General features: G+C 67.1%; 19 protein-coding genes and 1 pseudogene. 8 read left to right on the top strand and 12 right to left on the bottom strand.

The genetic code is table 11. The features are described from left to right. Nucleotides 1–35: 35 nt before the first annotated feature. Nucleotides 36–791, bottom strand: coding sequence for an SDR family NAD(P)-dependent oxidoreductase (locus E1286_RS13430; RefSeq protein WP_132612245.1), 756 nt, complete (start codon nucleotides 789–791; stop codon nucleotides 36–38). Nucleotides 792–923: 132 nt separating this feature from the next. Between E1286_RS13430 and E1286_RS13425 the strand changes: the two genes are divergently transcribed. Next, complete coding sequence (locus E1286_RS13425) at nucleotides 924–1,358, top strand: Rrf2 family transcriptional regulator (RefSeq protein WP_132612243.1); 435 nt, start codon at nucleotides 924–926, stop codon at nucleotides 1,356–1,358. 182 nt (nucleotides 1,359–1,540) lie between these two features. On the opposite strand, the gene E1286_RS13420 is transcribed toward E1286_RS13425, so the two are convergent. From E1286_RS13420 to E1286_RS13395, 7 genes are all read right to left on the bottom strand, one after another. After that, on the bottom strand, nucleotides 1,541–2,617 hold the full coding sequence (locus E1286_RS13420) for an alpha/beta fold hydrolase (RefSeq protein ID WP_246074822.1): 1,077 nt from the start codon (nucleotides 2,615–2,617) through the stop codon (nucleotides 1,541–1,543). 127 nt (nucleotides 2,618–2,744) lie between these two features. Beyond that, nucleotides 2,745–3,704 (bottom strand): amidohydrolase family protein, encoded by a 960-nt coding sequence (locus E1286_RS13415; protein ID WP_187368156.1) that lies wholly within the window; start codon nucleotides 3,702–3,704, stop codon nucleotides 2,745–2,747. Then, nucleotides 3,701–3,925, bottom strand: a complete 225-nt coding sequence (locus E1286_RS48835; protein WP_187368155.1) for a hypothetical protein — start codon at nucleotides 3,923–3,925, stop codon at nucleotides 3,701–3,703. Before E1286_RS48835 ends, E1286_RS13415 begins: the two co-directional genes overlap by 4 nt. Before the next feature lie 284 nt (nucleotides 3,926–4,209). Next, the gene (locus tag E1286_RS13410) at nucleotides 4,210–5,259 is read right to left on the bottom strand and encodes a TIGR03620 family F420-dependent LLM class oxidoreductase (RefSeq protein ID WP_223189904.1); all 1,050 of its coding nucleotides are present in this window, start codon (nucleotides 5,257–5,259) and stop codon (nucleotides 4,210–4,212) included. A gap of 175 nt (nucleotides 5,260–5,434) precedes the next feature. After that, nucleotides 5,435–5,665 (bottom strand): SDR family NAD(P)-dependent oxidoreductase, encoded by a 231-nt coding sequence (locus tag E1286_RS49195; RefSeq protein WP_165969717.1) that lies wholly within the window; start codon nucleotides 5,663–5,665, stop codon nucleotides 5,435–5,437. 278 nt (nucleotides 5,666–5,943) lie between these two features. Continuing rightward, on the bottom strand, nucleotides 5,944–6,492 hold the full coding sequence (locus E1286_RS13400) for a TetR/AcrR family transcriptional regulator (RefSeq protein ID WP_246074819.1): 549 nt from the start codon (nucleotides 6,490–6,492) through the stop codon (nucleotides 5,944–5,946). Nucleotides 6,493–6,683: 191 nt separating this feature from the next. After that, complete coding sequence (locus E1286_RS13395; RefSeq protein WP_165969716.1) at nucleotides 6,684–7,160, bottom strand: site-specific integrase; 477 nt, start codon at nucleotides 7,158–7,160, stop codon at nucleotides 6,684–6,686. Between the two features lie 365 nt (nucleotides 7,161–7,525). Between E1286_RS13395 and E1286_RS13390 the strand changes: the two are divergent. Beyond that, a pseudogene (locus tag E1286_RS13390) lies at nucleotides 7,526–7,831 on the top strand (IS3 family transposase); the annotation flags it as partial. A 660-nt stretch (nucleotides 7,832–8,491) separates the two neighbouring features. Here E1286_RS13390 and E1286_RS13385 read toward each other — a convergent pair. Together E1286_RS13385 and E1286_RS13380 are read right to left on the bottom strand one after the other, a co-directional pair. After that, complete coding sequence (locus E1286_RS13385) at nucleotides 8,492–9,043, bottom strand: GrpB family protein (protein WP_132612235.1); 552 nt, start codon at nucleotides 9,041–9,043, stop codon at nucleotides 8,492–8,494. Between the two features lie 162 nt (nucleotides 9,044–9,205). Then, nucleotides 9,206–10,228 carry an IS630 family transposase gene (locus E1286_RS13380; RefSeq protein WP_132612233.1) on the bottom strand — a complete coding sequence of 341 codons (1,023 nt, stop codon included), beginning with the start codon at nucleotides 10,226–10,228 and terminating at the stop codon, nucleotides 9,206–9,208. 157 nt (nucleotides 10,229–10,385) lie between these two features. On the opposite strand from E1286_RS13380, the gene E1286_RS13375 reads away from it, so the two are divergent. From E1286_RS13375 to E1286_RS13360, 4 genes are all read left to right on the top strand, one after another. Beyond that, complete coding sequence (locus E1286_RS13375; protein ID WP_132612231.1) at nucleotides 10,386–11,024, top strand: DUF6461 domain-containing protein; 639 nt, start codon at nucleotides 10,386–10,388, stop codon at nucleotides 11,022–11,024. 406 nt (nucleotides 11,025–11,430) lie between these two features. After that, nucleotides 11,431–11,751 carry a GYD domain-containing protein gene (locus tag E1286_RS13370; protein WP_132612229.1) on the top strand — a complete coding sequence of 107 codons (321 nt, stop codon included), beginning with the start codon at nucleotides 11,431–11,433 and terminating at the stop codon, nucleotides 11,749–11,751. Between the two features lie 328 nt (nucleotides 11,752–12,079). After that, nucleotides 12,080–12,697 carry a DedA family protein gene (locus E1286_RS13365; RefSeq protein ID WP_132612227.1) on the top strand — a complete coding sequence of 206 codons (618 nt, stop codon included), beginning with the start codon at nucleotides 12,080–12,082 and terminating at the stop codon, nucleotides 12,695–12,697. Beyond that, nucleotides 12,681–13,766: a sensor histidine kinase gene (locus tag E1286_RS13360; protein WP_132612225.1), complete on the top strand. Its 1,086-nt coding sequence runs from the start codon at nucleotides 12,681–12,683 to the stop codon at nucleotides 13,764–13,766. Before E1286_RS13365 ends, E1286_RS13360 begins: the two co-directional genes overlap by 17 nt. Nucleotides 13,767–13,849: 83 nt before the next feature. Here the strand turns inward: E1286_RS13360 and E1286_RS13355 are convergent, their stop codons facing one another. Continuing rightward, nucleotides 13,850–14,074, bottom strand: a complete 225-nt coding sequence (locus E1286_RS13355) for a hypothetical protein (RefSeq protein ID WP_132612223.1) — start codon at nucleotides 14,072–14,074, stop codon at nucleotides 13,850–13,852. Between the two features lie 25 nt (nucleotides 14,075–14,099). Continuing rightward, nucleotides 14,100–14,684, bottom strand: a complete 585-nt coding sequence (locus E1286_RS13350; RefSeq protein WP_132612221.1) for a TetR/AcrR family transcriptional regulator C-terminal domain-containing protein — start codon at nucleotides 14,682–14,684, stop codon at nucleotides 14,100–14,102. Nucleotides 14,685–14,776: 92 nt separating this feature from the next. On the opposite strand from E1286_RS13350, the gene E1286_RS13345 reads away from it, so the two are divergent. Together E1286_RS13345 and E1286_RS13340 are read left to right on the top strand one after the other, a co-directional pair. Beyond that, entirely contained in the window at nucleotides 14,777–16,201 is a 1,425-nt protein-coding gene (locus E1286_RS13345) for an FAD-dependent monooxygenase (protein WP_132612219.1), read from the top strand. A gap of 600 nt (nucleotides 16,202–16,801) precedes the next feature. Next, a complete protein-coding gene (locus tag E1286_RS13340) occupies nucleotides 16,802–17,272 on the top strand; it encodes a hypothetical protein (protein ID WP_132612217.1) in 471 nt (156 codons plus the stop codon). The last annotated feature ends 95 nt before the right edge of the window (nucleotides 17,273–17,367 follow it).

Below are 17,367 nucleotides of genomic sequence, written 5' to 3'. Positions count from 1 at the left end.
AGTCAGCCTAGGCAGCTGACTACTATTGAGTCAAGTCAGGCGTTGTAGCCGCCATGGGCGTCCAGCACCGCGCCCGTGATGTACGACGCGGCAGGGCTCGCCAGGAAGACGATCGCCGCGGCGATCTCGTCGGGGTGGCCCATGCGCTGCAGTGACAGCGAGCTGAGCAGGGCCTTGAGGGTCTCGGCGTCCGGCGGCTCCATCCCGCTCTCCATCAGCCCGGCCTCCACGACGTTGGCCGTGATGCCCCGGTGGCCAAGGTCTCGGGCGACGCCCATGGTGTACCTCTCGACTCCCGACTTGGTCGCTGAGTAGTCGGCCAGGCCCGGGACGCCGACGCGCGAACCCAGTCCCGAACTCACCGTGATGATGCGCCCCCCCGTGCGCAGCACCCTGGAGGCGGCCCGGATGGTGGCGATCACGCCGAGATAGTTGGTGGCGTGCATGAGGTCGAGTGCGGTGGTGTCGGCGTCCGGGTCGTCCACGGTACGGCCTTGCTCCACCGAGATCGCCGCGTTGTTGACGAGGATGTCCAGGCCGCCGAAGTGCGCGACCACGTCGTCGATCAGCGCCGGCGCGCGGCCCATGTCCGCCTGGTCGGTCTTGAGGGCGACGGCCTTCGCCCCCTTGCCGCGAACCTCCTCGACGACGGCCTTCGCCTGCTCATCAGAGCTGGCGTAGGTGAACGCGACGTCGGCGCCTTGCTCGGCCAGCAGTCGTACGGTCGCGGCTCCCAGTCCGCGGGACCCTCCCGTGACCAGAGCCACCTTGCCTGTGAACGGCTTGTTCATTCTTCATGCCTCTCTGTTAGATCGCTGAACTAGCTGTCAGAACGTTAGTGGTTACGACAGAATGATCGCAACCAAAGTTGTTACATTTAGGTGGCCGTAACATGGAGCGTTACGGCCGAGGGGATGAGGTTCATGAGCGCCAACAGCAGGTTGACCATCGCCGCCCACGCGCTGGCTTGGATCGGCCTCTACCAGCGCCAGGGCCATGAGGTCGCCACCTCTGAGCAGATTGCGACCAGCGCGAACACCAATCCCGTGGTAATCAGGCGACTGCTAGGCGAGCTTCGCAAGGCAGGGCTCGTCGAGTCCCGGCGGGGCGTGGGCGCGGGCTGGGCGATGGCGCGCGAACTGGGGTCGATCACGTTGCTCGACGTGCACCAGGCGGTCGAACCCGGTCCCCTCTTCGCGATGCACCGCGCCGCTCCCGATCAGGATTGTGTGATCGGCTACGGCATCCAGCCGGCGATGCAGGGCATCTACGAGGGCATCGAGGAGACGTTGAGGCGCGAGTTGGCCCGTGTCACGCTGGAGGACGTACTCCGTGACGTCCTCGCCGCACCCCGCTAGCGCGGACACCGGGTCCACGGTTTCGCAGGCGTTGTCAGCGCCATGGCCTCCATCGCCGGGCTGGCCTGCTTGCTGGACACCTCAGTGCTGTGTCGCATCCGGTTGCGGCGACTCGAGTGGTGGATCCAGGTATTCATCGTGATCAGCATCAGTCTTCCGAACGGGTGAATCCACGACCTGGCTCAGCCCCGGTAGGGAGCGAGGAAGGGCTTGAGGGCCGCGATCACTTGATTGGGGTTCTCGTCCATGAGGAAGTGACCGGCCCCCGGGATGAGCACGCTGCTCACGTTCGTGGCGACGGACCGCATCTCCGTCTCCACGCCGGGGCCGACGCCTCGCTCGCCCGCGACGGCGAGGACCGGCATCTTGAGCTTGGTCTTCTTGCGCTCGGTGTTCTGGGCGATGATCTCGTCGATGGCGCGGTAGAACTCGAAACTGCTGCGCAGCGCCTGCGGGCTCGACTTGAGCGCGTCGACGTAGACCTGAACGGCCACGGCCGGCATCGAGGTGGGCGTCGTGCCCTTGGAGGCGAACTGGTACCTGAAGTAGAGATCCTCCCGGCCCCGTACCAGTTGTTCGTTGATGCCGTCGACCCGGTTGAACGGGAAGTGCCACAGCAGGTTGTTCAGCTGTCCCGGGATCAGCAGGGCGCCGGGTTCGGTGAGACCAGGAGTGATCGTCTCCATGGCCACGAACCGGTCCACGGCCGTCGGGTGGTCCGAGGCGAGCGCGTACCCCGTCCAGGCGCCCACGTCGTGGGTCACCAGGGCGAAACGTTTGTGACCCAGCACCTTCATGAGCTTCACCGAGTCGTCGGCGAGGGTGCCCGAGTCGTAGCCCGAAGCGGGTTTGGCCGACAGGCCCACTCCGCGGGAGTCGATCGCGACAACGCTGAAGTCCCGTGCGAAGGCGGGCAGCACGTGCCGCCAGGCGTACCACGTCTGCGGCCAGCCGCCGATGAAGAGGACCGCAGGGCCGTCCCCGCCGGTCACCGCGTGCAGCCGCAGCCCGTCGACGTCGACGTATCGGCTGGTGAAGGTCTTCCAGAAGCCCTTCGGCAGGCCGGGCAGGCGGGTGGCGGGCGTGAGCTTCATCCCGGCCGCCGGCCGGGCGAGGGCCTGCGATGTGCCTCCGGCGAGGAGCGGCGCGGCGGCGGCGCCGACTGTCGCCGTCCTGAGCAGCCAGCGCCGGCTGAACTTTGTGTCTTCGCTGTTGTGGTCCATGGCGGGGAACTCTTTCTGGAGGGGATCGGATGTCATGCCGGCCTGCCCCGTCCGTATCGGACGGTGCAAATGCTGTGGGGAAGGCACCTCGTCGGCCTCGAGCACTAAGGCCCGGGATGCGTGAGCAGCCGCGACGGTTCGGACGCGGAGGTAACGCGTATGGTCATCGCACGCGGACACCGGCGCGGAAGACAGCCTGTACATCCAGGAGCGCGGCGGGGTTCTGCAAGGGGTTGCCGTTGACGGCGAGGAGGTCCGCGTCGGCACCGGCAGCGATTCGTCCCTTGCGACCTTCCACGCGACACAACCTGGCCGCCAAGCTGGTCACCGAGATCAGCGCGTCGACGGGAGGGATGCCCAGCCGGACCAGGTCGCCGACTCCGTGGGGGAGGACGTCGTGGGGCTTGTCTGGGGCGATGCCCGCGTCCGAACCGATGACGATCTTGGCGCCGAGTCTGTGCATGTCTCGGTACGCCGCGAGGATTCTGTCAAGGTGTGCGGCTATGGCTTTGGGGAGTTCGACCGCCACGAAGCGATCCCAGCCCAAGGTCAGGCTCACGAAACTGCCGCTCTCCACAATGGCGTCGAGCAGGCCGGAGTTGGAATCCACTCCGTTGGGGGTCAGGAAACTGACGTGCTCCAGACTGTCGACGCCCGCTTCGAGCGCGTCGTTGATGGCCTGGACGCCATGCGCGTGCGCAGCCACGGGCAGCCCGAGTCTGTGCGCTTCGTCCACCACCGCGCGCAGGTCGCCAATGCTGTACTGCGACTGGTGCGGCGGCACGGAACCAGGCGTCAGGTTGCCGCCACTGACCATGATCTTGATGACGGCGCAGCCCCGGCTGTGGCGCTCGCGTACAGCGGCTCGCAGCGCCTCCGGCCCTTCGACCTCACCGCCGAAGAAGTGGCAGTGACCGCCCCGCGTGGTCAGCGGAGGGCCGGAAGTGAGAATCTCAGGGCCCTGCTCCGGATGCTGGGTCAACTCTTCGACGAGGGCCAACGAAAGATGGTCGCGGTCACCGAGGTCGCGGATGGTGGTGATGCCCGCATGCAGGGCCGACCGGGCGGCGGCCCGCATGTGTGTCAGCAGGTCGGCGTCATCGGTGGCGGCCAGCGAGGTCACGGGTCCGGGCCGGCGTCGAAGGACAGGTGCGTGTGGCTGTCGATGAGGCCGGGCAGCAGGCAGGCCTGCGAGCCCAGGTTGATGACGCTCCTGCCGTCGGTGGGCAGGGCGCCCGTACGGTCCACGCGCACGATGCGGTGGTCGGTGATGTACACCGTTGCCGGGCCGGAGGCCGTAAAACCGTCGAACAACGAACCGGCGTGTACAGCGAAGGAATTCATCTGGAGATACCAATCGGAAAGGGGGGCCAAGACGAGACTTGGCCCAGAGCCGGCAGGTCTGGCGGATTCGACGGTCCTCCACAGCGCGCAGGGCGATCAGGGGCCGCACACTCGCCGCTGGAACCGGCACGTCGAAGCCGAATCCCCCGCGGGCGACCAGGCGCAGCGGCGACCGTGAACGGTCCGCGTGAGCGTGGCATCATCACTCGGTTGCCGGCTCTTCGGGTTGCCGGGGGTGGTGAGGGCATGAATGCCCGTGGATCGGTCGGGGATCGGCGTAGCGGTCAGGAGGCGAGCGACGCCAGCTTTCGCCACTCGGGCAGAGGCATCGCCGAGTCCGCGCCCACGACGTGCAGGCAGACATGGTCGGCACCGGCCTGGTGGTGTGCGCTGATGCGCATGCCGATGGCCCCGACGTCACCCCAGGCCACGACGCTGTCGATGAGACGATCGCTCCCGCCGTGGGCGAGGTCGTCCTCGGTGAACCCCTGGCGGAGCAGGCTTCGGGCGTAGTGGTCCATGCCGAGGAACACACCCAGGAAGTCGCGTGCTGCAGTGCGGGCCTTGCCGGGATCCTCTTCGAGGACGACGGCCTGGTATGGCGCGATGACCGGTCCGTCACCCAACTGCTCGCGTGCTGCGGCGGTGTATTCGGGGGTGACCATGAACGGATGGACGCCTGCGGTGCGTCGTCCCGCAAGTTCGGTCATCTTGGGGCCGAGCGCCGCCATGACTCGCTCGCCCGCGGGCACCGGCGCGGGAGCTTGTTCGAGCCGGTCCAGGTAGGCGGCCATGTCGGCCAGGGGCCGATACGGTTGTCCCGCACTCCGCGCTGCTGCCGGGTCGCTGACGCCGAGGCCGAGCAGATGCCGACGGCCGTAGGTGCTCTGCAGGCGCGCGTGCCCTGCCGCCATGTCGGCGGGCTGATGACGCCAGATGCTCGCGACCCCGACAGCCACCATCGCGTTGCGGGTGGCCCGCAGCAGACGTTCTGAGTCACCGAGGATGTCACCGCCGCCCAGCCCCGGTATCCACAATGCGCCCCAGCCCAGTTCATCGAGCTCGGCGGCAGCATCGGCGATCTCGTGCGGATCAGCCATCCGCAGCTCGATACTCCAAAGACCTGTTTGACCCAATTGCATGTTTCGTGTGCCTTGTCTGTGAAAGTGCAGCCCGGCAGGCGCGTTGGCCGGTGCCGAGATCTGGTTGCGGCCGCCATCGACGAAGAGCTCGATGCCGGCGATGAAGGTGCCCTGGTCCGAGGCGAGGAGCAGAACGGCACTGGCTACCTCGTCCGGCCGTCCGACGCGGCCCATCCGGATCGTGCCGGCCATGTAGAACGTGAGCTGGTCGGCCCCCTCCTGGTCGGGGCTAGTCCGTCGACGCCGGGGGTGTCGATCGTGCCGGGGGCCCAAGTGCGGGGAAGGAGCGCACGGCCGCGGTCACCTGCTCGAAGGTGGCGAACTTGCCGCCGCCCGCACTGGCGTAGAGCACGTCGATGCGCTGGTTCTACTGGGCGACAGCCGCGTAGAGCCGGTCGGGGACGGCCAGATCGGCGACGTCACCTCGTACGCCGGTCGAGCTGTGGCCGATCTTGGCCACAGCGGCGTCGAGTGCGTCCTGGCGGCGGCCGGTGACGAAGACGTGCGCGCCCTCCGCTGCGAAGCGCTCTGCGGTGGCCAAGCCGATTCCGCTGGTGCCTCCGGTCACGATGGCCGTCTTGCCGTCGAGCTGTCCCATGGTGATGGCTCCTTATGTCGGTGATGTGCGCGATACGCCCGGACCGGAGGGTCGCAGATATTTTTAGTGAGTACTAAAAAACTAGCCCGGCGAGAGACGCGTGTCAACCGGAAGGAATGACCGGCACCTGCCGCCCGCGAGCGACGGACGGCATCATCGAATGCGGCGTTACAGCCCCCGCACGCGGCCCGGGCGTACCTGACGCCGCTCGCACTCGTCACCCATGAGCGGGTGGCGATCGCTGACCGGATGCGCCGCACACGGGCGGTGGACCACCGTCAGGCGTCGGGCTGCTGCGGCCAGACGGTCATGGCCATGTCCACGATTTGGTGAAGTTGCTCCCGGGTCGTGCCACCGGCTGCCTGGACGGCTACGCCCTGGTAAATGGTGGTGAAGTAGCGCGCCAGACCCTCGGGATCGCTGCCCGCCGGGAGCTCACCGCTCTTGCCCGCCTGCTGCAGGCGTTCCCGCAGGGCCGCCTCTCCGGCCGCCCTGCGCATCGTCAGTTCATCGCGTGCGGCCTCTGCGCCGGGCGAGCAGGCCAAGCCGCCCTGCACGGTGATGCACCCGCGTGGATGGCCGGGCTCGGTCGTCGCGTCAGCGGCGCCGTGCAGGAGGGCTTCCACGGCCGCGCGTGCCGTCGGCTCCGAGAACGCCTCACGGATGTAGCGGGCGGGGCCGTCGGCGTATCGGTCGAGCACCTTACGGAACAACTGCTCCTTGTTGCCGAAGGCGTTGTAGAGGCTCGGCGCATTGCTGATACCCATCGCCTTGAGCAGGTCGGAAATCCCGGTGCCCTCGTAACCCTGGCGCCAGAACACCTCCATCGCCCGATCGAGGGCCGCGTCGCTGTCAAAGGTACGCGGTCGTCCCCCTGCCATGATCGCCTCCAGTCCACATGGAATTGTAGTAATTGCTAACATACGCGCGTCCCAGCGAAGGGCTCGGCAGTCCGCCCGCTTCCGGTTCGTGCTAGCTGGATCGACGAGACGGCGGAGCGATCCTGACGGCTCCGGTATCAAGGCCGCGTCGCATCCCAGATACGGCGCATGGCCTCGCCCTGCTGTCCGTAGATGCACTTGGCATAGACGCGCAACAGGACGTCCACACTGTGGCCCGCCCACTCGGCAATCTGTGGTGCGGGAACGCCCGCGTTCAGCCATGTGGAGACACAGGCGCGGCGGAGAGCGTAAGGGACGTCCATGAGCGGGGAGTCGGCCTCGGCTGGTGCGAATGCCTTTGTCCTGGATTCGTGGAAGACCTTGAGGTAGGCCTGATCGGTCATCTGGCCGCCACGCGGACCGAGGAAGATGCGCCTGTCAGGGCCAGTACCGAACGCCTGGATGTGCCGGCGGAGCATGGCGCCGAGTTCTGGGTGCACGGGAACGTATCGGGTGTCGCCTGGTGCTCGGTGCTTGAGTTCGCGGCGTTCGCGGACCTTTCCACTGTTGGTCCAGCGGCTGCCAGCGCGGGGTTCGGCGTTGGTGAGGCGCATCTCGCCCCATTCCCCTTCGGGGAGGCGGACCAGGTGCTCCTTACGGAGGGCCACCACCTCTTCTGGGCGGAGGGCGGCATAGTGCAGACTCGAGTGGTGCTCTCAAGAGTGCTTCGCCATATCGGTCCCGGCCGCCCACTAGTGGGCATGGCAGGTGCGATTTTCGTCACGGTCGCCGGGATGGTCGTGGCCGGGATCGTTTCCTGGGGGCACTTCTGTGAACGGGCCTATCGCGACGTTCCACGAGTTCTCCCGGGCCGATGCTCCTCTATGCCTGTAGACCGCCCTCGGCGAACGCGAGCTGTTAGAAGGACGCTTCGACGATGATCGACGTAGAGGGAAATCGCAGCCCGCGAGCGCTGGGCCAGTACACCTCGATCGCCTTCGGGCAGCGATGCGAACAGGCCGGTGTTCGTCCGTCGACGGGCCGGACCGGGACGTGCTTCGACAACGCCATCACCGAGAGTTTCTTCGCTTCCGTGGAGTGCGAGCTGATCGACCGGCGGACCTTCCGCACCAGGTCAGAAGCCGAACGCGCCCTGTTCAGCTACATCGAAGGGTTCTACAACCCGCGCCGACGCCATTCCGCCAACGGCCAGCTCAGCCCTGTCGAATACGAGCGCCACCACGCGCTCAAGAACGCCAAAGACCTCGACTATGCTGCCGCGTAGTCGCAAGCCCTGATGTGTCTATCGAACCGGTGCAACTCCACCCACGCTCTCTCAGCTCGATCATCGAAAAATACGGTGACCGCACACCGTAGAACAGAGGTCCGGCAGAACAGACCGCGTGACCACATACGTGATCTTCGGGCCATTAGAGGGCCATTAAGGGTGGGTCAACAGCGGTCAATCACGGTCACTCGCGGACTGCCCTCGGCGCAGGTCGAGGCGGTTTTCCTCGAAGATTAGACCCGATTTGCAAAGCAGGTGATCCACCGAGGTTTCTGGGAGCCACTTTGGGAGCCACCTGAGTGGACGATCACGAACTGCAGCGGATAGAGGCGAACGGTGAGGATGCCGCCAGACGAGGTGGCGGACGCTTGCGAACGCCAGTGAAGATCCTTTGGGGACCTTGTAAACAGAAGGTTAGACCGTTCCTTTTCGTGGCCGCCAGCGGGCCGCCAGGGTTGCAGTTTGGGTTGCAATACGAGACCGTTCGGAGCCGTTCAGGAAAGACCGGGCACAGGCGTTGACCTGCATTGAACGATCTGGAACGGCTTGAACTGGATCTTTTAATCCGTAGGTTCCGGGTTCGCCCCCCGTGGTGCCCCGCCAGCCAACCACTTCTCTCCAATCTCATTCGGCGAGGTCTTACAGTTCTTGGGCCGGTTACGGAGTCCACTGAGTGGAGTGAGCCCAGGCTTCTGCGTGTTCCGTGATTTCAGCGATGAGCGGGCTCTTGGTCGCCGCGTAGGCGTTCATGTCGGGCCAGTCGCGAGCGGCGAGTCGCTGTTTGAGTTCCCCGTAGAGTTCGCGGTCTACGGTGTCGTGGCGCAGCCAGTCGCGAAAGAGGAGATGGCGGCGTTCCCAGTCGCTGCCTGTGGTGCAGATGTGCACATGGACAGCGAGGTCTTGAGTGCGCACCATGCGATGGCCGGACTGGCGGACGCGCAGGCGGTAGCCGGCGGCCAGGAGCTGTGGAAGGTAGGCGTCCTCGTCATCGGCGTTGGGCACACTCAGGTCGATGTCGACGATCGGTTTGGCCGCGAGCCCGGGAACTGCGGTTGAGCCGATGTGGTCTACACGGTGGGCCAGCGGGCCCAGAGCGGCGATGATGCGCGCTCGCTCCTGCGCAAAGCGCCTTGGCCACGCCTCGTCGTACGGGACGACTTTGATGTCGCGCTTCTCCTGTCCACCTATCAACTCGATGTCTTCCGCCATGATGGGCATTATCCCATCAGGGCAACGTCGTCTGGTCAGGCTTTTCCAGCCGGGGCGGTCGGCCGGCGAGGGCGCAGATTGATCCCTAGCTGGATCTACGACAACGTCTGCCATGGCGTGCAATATGTATGCAATGATCCAATCAGTTCGCGGGTTTCTGGACTAGCGGAGGCTGTCGCCGATGTAGGCCAGATGCGGATCGGCGAAGAATGACCTCACCAGCGCGGGCAGTTTCTGTAACCGCCGCAGCGCGCCCAACGCCAAGGATTTGAGTTCCTCGGCGCCGCGAGCAGAGGCGCGGGCGATCCGGTCGTGTTTGACGTTCTTCCATACCCACTCGTCCGGGTTGAGCTCGGGCGAGTACGGCGGCAGGAAGAACAGCGACAGCCGGCCCTCGGTCGCCTCGACGAACGCCTTGACCTTCTTGGCCCGGTGCACGCGGGAGTTGTCCACGATCAGGAACACCGGACGTTCGGTGTCGGCGAGCAGGCGCTTGCAGAATCCGATGAACGCATCGGCGTCAAGGCCCTGGTCGAACAGCTGGAAGCGCAGTTCGCCGCGCGGGCTGACGGCGGAGATCATCATGACCGAGCGGCGGGCTCCGGTGGTGGCCACCACCGGGGTGCGTCCGATCGGGGCCCAGGTGGTGCCGGCGTGGTAGTCGGTGCGTACCGCCGCCTCATCGGCGAAGAACACCGCCGCGCCGAGCCGTTTGGCCTCGGCCGCGATAGCGGGGAAGGTGTGCTGCTTCCATTCGGCCACCGCGGCCGGGTCCTGCTGGTAGGCCCGATACAGCGGCCGTTGCGGTGACATGCCCAGCTTGGCCAGCACCCGGCCGACGCTCACCAGCGACAGTTTCACCTTGAACTCGCGGCGGATCAGCTCGGCCACCATGGCCCGCGTCCACAACGCGAATCCGAAACTCAACTGGCGCGGATCATGACCCGCGATCAACGCATACAGCCGTGCCAGCTGCGCGTCATCCAGTCTGGCCGCCGGTCCGCGGGTCTTCTTCGTGCGCAGCCCTTCCGGGCCCAGCGCCCGGTAGTCCTGCAACCACCCGAACACCGTAGCCCGGCCGAAGCCGAGAATCTCCGCGACCAGATCCGGTGATTTCCCGCTCTCGATCAGCTGACACGCCCGCAGGCGCTCCTCAAAGCTGGCTCGCCGCCCTAACCTCGCCACGCATCAATCGTCCCACAACCACCCGGAGAAAGTCCGAAAACCTGTGAACGAATTAGATCTTGCTCGCTAGAGGCGAATGGTAAGAGCCCGCCGCAGCTCGAAGCCTATGTGAGAGCCGCAACGGTCACGAGCTGTAAAACCCTCAAAGGAGGTTGCGGTGGTCGATCCTCTCGTTCCGTTCCGTTGGTTGGAAGCTTCGCCAGGAGTAGGAGACCGTGAGGATCTGCTTGGCGAGATTTTCTGCGTGTCCCTTTTTCGCAGGCTCGAACCTGCCGAGGTGCTGCGACGCTTCGGGGCCGGCCGCCCAGGGCGGGAGATGACCTTCCATGAACTCCGTGTCAAGGTCTGGGAGGCGGCAGGGATGACCGGCAACGACTATGTCGGCGTCGTCCAGGTCGGTGAGTGGGGCGTGGCCGTCGAACCGGGGGGTTTCCAGGCGGTGCTGGCCGAGCGGTTGACCGGGCTGTCTCGGGGATGTGAGGTGGTGGCCGTCGGACGGCACGATTATGCGTCGGACAGCTTCGTGTACGCGGTAGATGGCAAGGTCGTCACCGGCTTCACGCCGCACTTGCCAGGGAGTCGGTGGGGCAGTGACCCGGAACGGATCAACGAGTTCATGCGTGAAACCGGCTTGCCTCCGGAGGAGTTGGATGAGGAGGCATGGGAGGCGACGTGGGATGACATGTTCACCAACAGGATCTCGCGTGCGTTCTTGCTGGCGGCCAAGATCACCGGCGTGGTGTTCACTCCCAGCGTCCTCGACGGGCCCCTACTCGTCGGTGCCATCAGTCAGTGATCACGAGGTGGCGGCCACTGGTGCTGCGGGTGGCTACCAGGTCTACCCGGTTTACCGCCGATCCGGGGTTCAAACCGCCGATCCTCTGCATGTGGAAGGCCCTCTCTCCCGAGAGATCCGCGTTTTCTTGGGGGCGATCGTGGCTGGCGCTGCCTCGCGGGATATATGCGGGATGATCTTCCCTGATAGGGGACGGGTGAGAGCCGCACCCCGAGGTCAGACACCTGATGTAGTCGGGAACGTCAGCCCGCTGTAAAACCGCTGCGGGCTTCGCAGCGTACGACTGCGGCAGGGGAAAGCCAGTACAGCGGGTGGGATTACCGTCGCCCTAAGCCGAGAACTTCGACTCGTGACCGCAATGGCCACCCCAGCGCAGGGTGGCGGCACGAGAAGAGGGGGCTCCACCATGCCCAAGTACCTGATTCAGGCGACCTACACCGCAGACGGCCTCAAAGGAGTGTTGCAAGATGGCGGCACCGGACGCCGGCAAGCGGTGGAGCGCATGGCGGAAAGCGTCGGCGGCCGGGTCGAGCAGATGTATTTCGCATTCGGCGAGACAGACACGTATGTGGTCGTCGACCTGCCGAGCAATGCGGCTTCGGCCGCTGTGGGGCTCACAATATCGGCGTCTGGGGCGGTACGAACGAAGACGACTGTCTTGCTGACGCCAGAGGAGATCGACGATGCCGCGCGGATGGAGGTGGCATACCGGGCTCCTGGCGCGTGACCGCCGGGTGATTACGGGGAGCAACACCAGCAGGCGAGGTCCTTGCCAGTGAGATGGCGCCGGATCTCGTCTTTGCTTGGGTAGCCGGGTAACCCGGCGCCGTACGCGCTCCATCGGAACAGGTTGCCCCACTTGGCCGGTCGGCCAACGTACATGGGGCACCCTCGGGCATGCGCCAGCCTCTGCGCGCCGCCTCTGGCCACGTCGGCCAGGCGGCCCAAGGTGAGGAGGCTCAGCCAGGGGGCCACGGCAACTGTGGTTTCCCGCACCCTTGAACGGCCATCCGCCTCATGGTGGCCGTAGCCTGGTGGTTTCTAGTCTCTGACGCATGACGGAATGGCTGATTGGCCTGATGGAAATGCTCGGCGCGCCGGGAGCCGGGATCGCGATCGCGCTGGAGAACCTCTTCCCACCTCTCCCCAGCGAGGTGATCCTGCCGCTGGCCGGCTTCGCCGCCTCCCAGGGAGAGATGGATCTGGTCGCCGTGCTGTTGTGGACCACCGCCGGTTCGGTGATCGGGGCGCTGGCGCTGTACGGGGTGGGCGCGATGCTCGGCCGGGAGCGCACGCTGGCCCTGGCCGCCCGGATCCCGCTGGTGAAGGTCTCCGACATCGCCAAGACCGAGGCGTGGTTCCTCAAGCATGGGCGCAAGACGGTGTTCTTCGGCCGGATGATCCCGATCTTCCGCAGCCTGATCTCCGTTCCCGCCGGGGTGGAGCGCATGCCACTGGGCGTCTTCACGCTCCTGACCACGGCCGGCAGCCTGCTCTGGAACACCGTCTTCGTGCTGGCCGGGTGGCTACTGGGCGAGAACTGGGCACTGGTGGAGACCTACGTCGGCGTGGGCACCAACACGGTCATCGCCACGGTGGCGCTGGCGGTGCTGGTCTTCGTGGGCGTGCGGCTGGCTCAGCGGCGCAAGGGGCGGCATGCGGTCGGCGGTTAGAGGGCTGAAGCTCGTCGGGGCGGTGGCGGCCGGCGCGGTCACCGCCCTCGTGGGGTTGCTGTTCGTCCTGGTGGCGGCGCCGTTCGCCGACCGTCCCGCCGTACGGGCGGCGGCCGCCCGGCTGGCCCGGCTTGAGCTGTGGCGGCTGCGCCTGGACCTGCCCTCCAGGAATGAGGAGGGCGAGCTGCGTTACCTGGCCGCCCGGACGCCCGTGGGCGTGCTGGGCGGCATCGTGGTGCTGCTGCTTGTGATCGGCCTCAGCGCGGCGGTCATGCTGGTGTGGTCGTGGGGGCGCGGGGAGGCGTTTGACGGCATGCTGCCCACCGCGCCGCTGCTGGCCTACATGTTCCTGTCGGGGTCCGTTCTGCTGTTCCTGAACGTGTGCGGCCTGGTCGGGGTGGAGGCGCTGGAGCGGCGGCTGGCCGTACGGCTGCTCGCTCCCGACCCGACGGAGGCGCTGCGGCGGCGGATCGACGAGCTGACCGTGAGCCGCGCCGGGGTGGTCGCGGCGGTCGACGCCGAACGGCGGCGCATCGAGCGGGATCTCCACGACGGGGTGCAGCAGCGGCTGGTGGCGCTGTCCATGCTCGCGGGACGCGCCCGCCGGGGCCGCCCCGAACTGCTGGAGCAGCTGCACGAGCAGGCCCAGCAGGCGCTGGTGGAGCTGCGCGAGGTGGCCTGGCGGGTCTACCCGTCGGGGCTGGACACGCACGGGCTGGCGGAGGCGCTGGCCGGGGTGGCCGAGCGGTCCTCGGTCGCGGTCAAGGTGACCTGCGAGCTGCCGGAGCGGCCTGCGGCGGCGGTGGAGGCCGCCGCCTACTTCGTGGCCAGCGAGGCGGTGACGAACGCGGCCAAGCACTCCAGGGCCACCCTGGTGACCATCGACGTACGCCGGCAGGCCACCATGGTCGTCGTGCGAGTGGAGGACGACGGCGTGGGCGGAGCCGACGCCACCGGCGGCGGGCTGACCGGGCTGGCGCAGCGGGTGGCCGCGCTGGACGGCCGGTTCGCCCTGACCAGCCCGCCCGGCGGGCCGACCGTCGTGGAAGCGGAGTTGCCGTGCGGGTGATGCTGGCCGAGGACTCGGCCCTGCTGCGGATGGTCCTTTGGTCCACTCGAGCGTGCTGGTGCATTCACCAACAGCAAGAGGGATCATTCACAGTTGGCCCAATTCTGGCCCTCGCGGTCGAAGTTCTCCCGGGGGATCACCTTGTCCACGAAGACGCTCTCTGAGCCCACCCCGTTGGCCTCTGGAGTCTTCAGCGGAACGCTTTCTCCCTCCTGGATGAGGACCTGGCCGGGCTTGAGTTTCGCGAAGTCGGTCGCCCTGAAGCTGACATCGCGGATGTTGACTTGGCTGGAGGAACCACCACTCATCTGGTGACCACTGGCCGAATAGTGGTCACTCCATTCCGAGCCATCGGCGGGCTCCGTCGAGGACCATTGACAGCCCGTCGTCGAACCGCGCGTCGACGTTCCCGAACACCGCTCCGCCCGGTGCCCCGGCGTAGCGCTGGTCCAGCTTGCCCGGCTCGGGGTACACAGCCTGCTCCTCGATCGTGAACCCGATGACGAAGCTGTAGACGGTGAACAACGCCATCGCCGCGCGCCGCTCGTCCAGCCCGGAGGCGATGCTCCGGCTCAGCGGCTGCTCGTCGTCCGGGTCCACGTCGCCGAGGTAGGTCCCGGAGAAGACCTTCGCACCGTCGCGGTAGGCGAGCATCATCCGGCGTAGTACGCGGGCGCGGTGCGCGACGAGGTCCCACTCCTCCAGCGGCTCGGGCGGCTCCCGGTCGGCTGCGGCGTCCCTGTACATCTGCGTCGCCATCTCGTCGAGCAGTTCCTGCTTGTTCTTGACGTGCCAGTACAGTGCCGGCGCCTTGACTCCGAGATCGGCGGCGATCAGGCGCAACGTCAGCCCGTTGAGCCCGACGTCCTTGAGCAGCTTCAGCCCGGAGCGGGCGATGTCCTGCCTGGTCAAGGCCATCTGTCGGAGCTCCTCGGGACGTGGGGTTGACACTTAACGATGTTAAGGGCATCTTCGGCAGAGTTCAATTTAACGCCGTTAAGGGAGGCGGAATGATCGAGCTGACCGCGGAGGTGGTCGTCGCCGGGGCAGGGCCGACCGGGCTGATGCTGGCGAACGAGCTGGCGCTGGCCGGAGTCGACGTCGTGGTGCTGGAACGGCTCAGCGCGCGGAGCGGGTTGTCGAAGGCGCTGAACCTGCAGCCGCGCACGGCGGAGGTACTCGACCTGCGGGGACTGCTCGGACGGGCGGAGCAGCGGTCGTTCGCGACCGTCGGGGAGGGCCATTTCGCGGCGATCCCGGTGAGCTACGCCGGCTGGGACACGCGGCACCCGTACCAGGTGGGCATCCCGCAGGGGGAGGTCGAGGCGACGCTGGAGGAACGGCTGGTGGAGCAGGGTGTGACAGTGCTCCGCGGGCACGAGCTGACCGGGTTCGTCCAGGACGCGACCGGCGTGACGGTCACGGCGGACGGCGCGCGCGTCCGCGCGGACTACCTCGTCGGGTGTGACGGTGGGCGCAGCGCCGTGCGGCGCGGCCTGGGGCTGTCGTTCGACGGCGTGGAGGGCCGGGGGTACGGCGTGGTGGCGGACGTGGTGTTCCGGGTGGCGCCCGCCGGTGTCCCGGAGCAGTGGCGGTCGATGCGGAACATCGTCGCGTCGCACGGCGCGGGGGTGTTCCACACCCTGATCCCGCTGGGCCCGCCGGGTCTGTACCGGCTGGGGTACGGCGACCGCCTGCGCCGTCCGGCCGACATGCGCGCGAAGGTGACCGACGACGAAATCCGCCAGGTCGTGCGCGAGCGTTACGGCGAGGAGGTGGAGATCGAGGAGATCCGCTGGGCGTCCCGATTCGCGGACGACTCGCGCCTGGCGCAGCGGTACCGTATGGGCCGCGTCCTCCTGGCGGGCGACGCGGCCCACATCCACTTCGCGGCAGGCGGTCAGGGCCTGAACCTGGGCCTTCAGGACGCGATGAACCTGGGCTGGAAACTGGCGGCGGTGCTCCGCGGCCGGGCCCCCGCGGGCCAGCTGGACACCTACGAATCGGAGCGCCGCCCGGTGGCGGCCCGGGTGATGGACAACGTGGCAACCCAGTCGGCGCTGATCCCGACGACCGCGGAACAGCGGGCGGTGCGCGCTCTCGTCACGGAGCTGGCCACCCTGCCGGAGGTCCAGCACCACCTGTCCGGCCTGGTCTCGGGCCTGGACGTCCGCTACCCGGCCCCGCCGGACGCCCACCCGGCGACGGGCACCCGCCTGCCGGACTTCGAGCTGGAGCATGGCTACGCGAGCGACCTGTTCCACAGCGGCGGGTTCGTCCTCCTGACGACGGAGCCCGCACCGGCACCCCATCCCGAGGTGACGGTGGCCGTCGTGCCCCGACTGCCCTGGCCCGGCGTCACGCGGGCGTTGATCCGTCCGGACGGCTACGTGGCATCGACGACGGGATCGACCGAAGGCTGGATCGCCGCCTGAGGCGTACACACAGCGCGATCAAAAGGGAGCCACGGTGACAGCTCATCAAGACGAAGGCAAGCTGGTCATCCCGACGGGGAAGAACAACGGGCACGTTTTCCTCAGCGGTCAGCATCTACCGAGTGCCCGTCGACGGCGAGGCTTCCGTGGGGCTCGGAGTACTGGGCCGCCCTCCCTCTCCAGGGACACCAGCGAGTGGGCACGTGGTCATCACCGGCGAGGTGATGTCACGTTCCGTGTTGGATTTCTAGAGTCCTCCATATGACGGATGGTCCGCGGATGACCCTGCAGACGATGCTCGCGCCGCCCTCGATCGAGCCGAGCGGTCCCGCGGACCGGTCGCGGACCTCCGGCCGACGACGTCATGACCGGCCTGGTGGAGCCGGCTACCCGCCGAACTTGCGGCTGCGGAGGGGCCGTCGGCCGGTTCCAGCCTGAGGTACGACATCCGGCGACCGGCTGACTCGCGGACTACGGTTGAGCGCCTTGCGAGCGGGGCGGAAAAAGATCGCCAAGGCCGCGAACCTTCCTCACCCGGGCGCTGTCCAACCCGAATGTACGACGGACATGAAGAACAGACCTCGGAAAGGGCATCCACAGATGCGATCGAAGCTGGCCACCCTGTTCCTCGCCACGCTCGCCGCCGGCAGCTGTGTCCTCGCCGGAGCCTCTCCTGCCTCGGCCACGTCGCACTACGGCAAAAGCAAATGGATCAGTTCCGAGAGGGGCTGGCAGCACGCGGGAGTGTACGTCGAACCCGGTGACATGGTGCGGATCCACTACGTCAGCGGCCGGTGGACGGTCGACTACCGCGAGTTCCCCTACGTGTCCTCGGCCGGCTACGCCAGGCACATCGACCGCAGGATCTACCAGGAGTGCAAGATCCTCAGCAGGCATCCGCACGGCTCGATGATCGCGAAGATCAACGGAGACCACTACCGGGTCGGCAGCAGGGGCTTGATCCGGGCGCGCCAGGCAGGCTTCCTCCAGCTGCGCGTCAACGACGCCGACGGTTGCCTCAGCGACAACGACGGCTCCGTCCGTGTGAAGATCATGGTCACCGACTACTGAGCCGTGTTTCCCGGAAGCGGCCTGGTGGCCGGTTCCCGGCCGGCAACGCCGGGCCGGCCACCGCACACCTGCCGCGCCGTACCAACCGAGCGCAC

It is taken from the genome of Nonomuraea terrae (assembly GCF_004348995.1).
Lineage (GTDB): Bacteria > Actinomycetota > Actinomycetes > Streptosporangiales > Streptosporangiaceae > Nonomuraea > Nonomuraea terrae.
Note: the sequence above shows the minus strand (reverse complement) of the source record. Positions and strands in the feature narration are given on the sequence as shown.